1 protein-coding gene is annotated in these 975 nt (G+C 38.8%); it reads left to right on the top strand.

The annotated features are described in order from the left end of the window. Positions 1-834: hypothetical protein (locus tag E1140_RS00185; RefSeq protein ID WP_185153314.1), on the top strand; the 834-nt coding region annotated here is incomplete at its 5' end. Positions 835-975 lie beyond the last annotated feature (141 nt).

Genomic DNA, 975 nt, shown 5'->3' with positions numbered 1-975 from the left:
ATTAACCAGCTGATGCTGGCGCTACTAATGACTGCGGTACTTGTGGCTTGTGGTGAAGAAGACTTAACCGAAAATCAGGCTGATGCTTCTGAAATTGTATCAGCAGAAGCTGAAATGGATGCTGTTTTTGAGGATGTTGATGATCTTGCGTCTGTTTCTTTGGAATCATCAGATTCAAATTCGGGTGGCCGTGTTGCAGAAGGTGACGTTGATGATGACAGAATATGTGAGGGAGTATTTTCTTATGAAGGTACTCGTGAAGAAGGGACTATTACTTTAGATTTTGGTGATGGCTGTATTGATGCTAATGGAAATGTTAGAAAAGGAAAGATATTTATATCCCATGTCGGAAATTTCTTTTTCCCAGGAAGTACAACTACATTAACTTTTGAAGACTATTCAATCAATGATATACAAGTAGAAGGAAAACGTACCGTTACTAATATTACTGAAGATGACAGGGATACACTTACTTTTAGTGTAATGCTGGAAGGCGGAAAAGTTACTTGGGAAGACGGTACTTTTGCGACAAGAGAAGTTGACCATGTGAGGGTTTGGGAGAGAGCTTTGAACCCAATTAATGACAGAATACTTGTTTCTGGAACTGCTTCTGGTACAACACGCAGAGGTGTAACTTACGCTAGTGCAATAGCAGAAGAGTTGGTCTTTGTGAAAAATTGTAGAAGAAGTAGAAGAGGCAGACTGCCTGTTGATGGTGTGAATATAATAACCACTAGGAATAAAGTGATCACGCTTGATTTTGGTGATGGTGAGTGCGACAATGAGGTTACAATTACTGTCGATGGAGCAGAGGAAAGTGTAACAATTGGTTAGTTTGTAGGCAGATCAGTTTTTTTGAAGCCATTCGCAAGTTAGCGAATGGCTTCTTTTGTTTAGTGTAATTTCTTACATCTAAATATGGGAAACAGATGGAATTATTTCCCAAAAATGGAATGTGTAAATAGGTAATATTAC

Origin of the sequence: Fulvivirga lutimaris (assembly GCF_009711525.1) — a bacterium.
In the GTDB taxonomy this organism is placed as follows: Bacteria; Bacteroidota; Bacteroidia; order Cytophagales; family Cyclobacteriaceae; genus Fulvivirga; species Fulvivirga lutimaris.
This window is presented reverse-complemented; position numbering and strand designations above follow the sequence as displayed.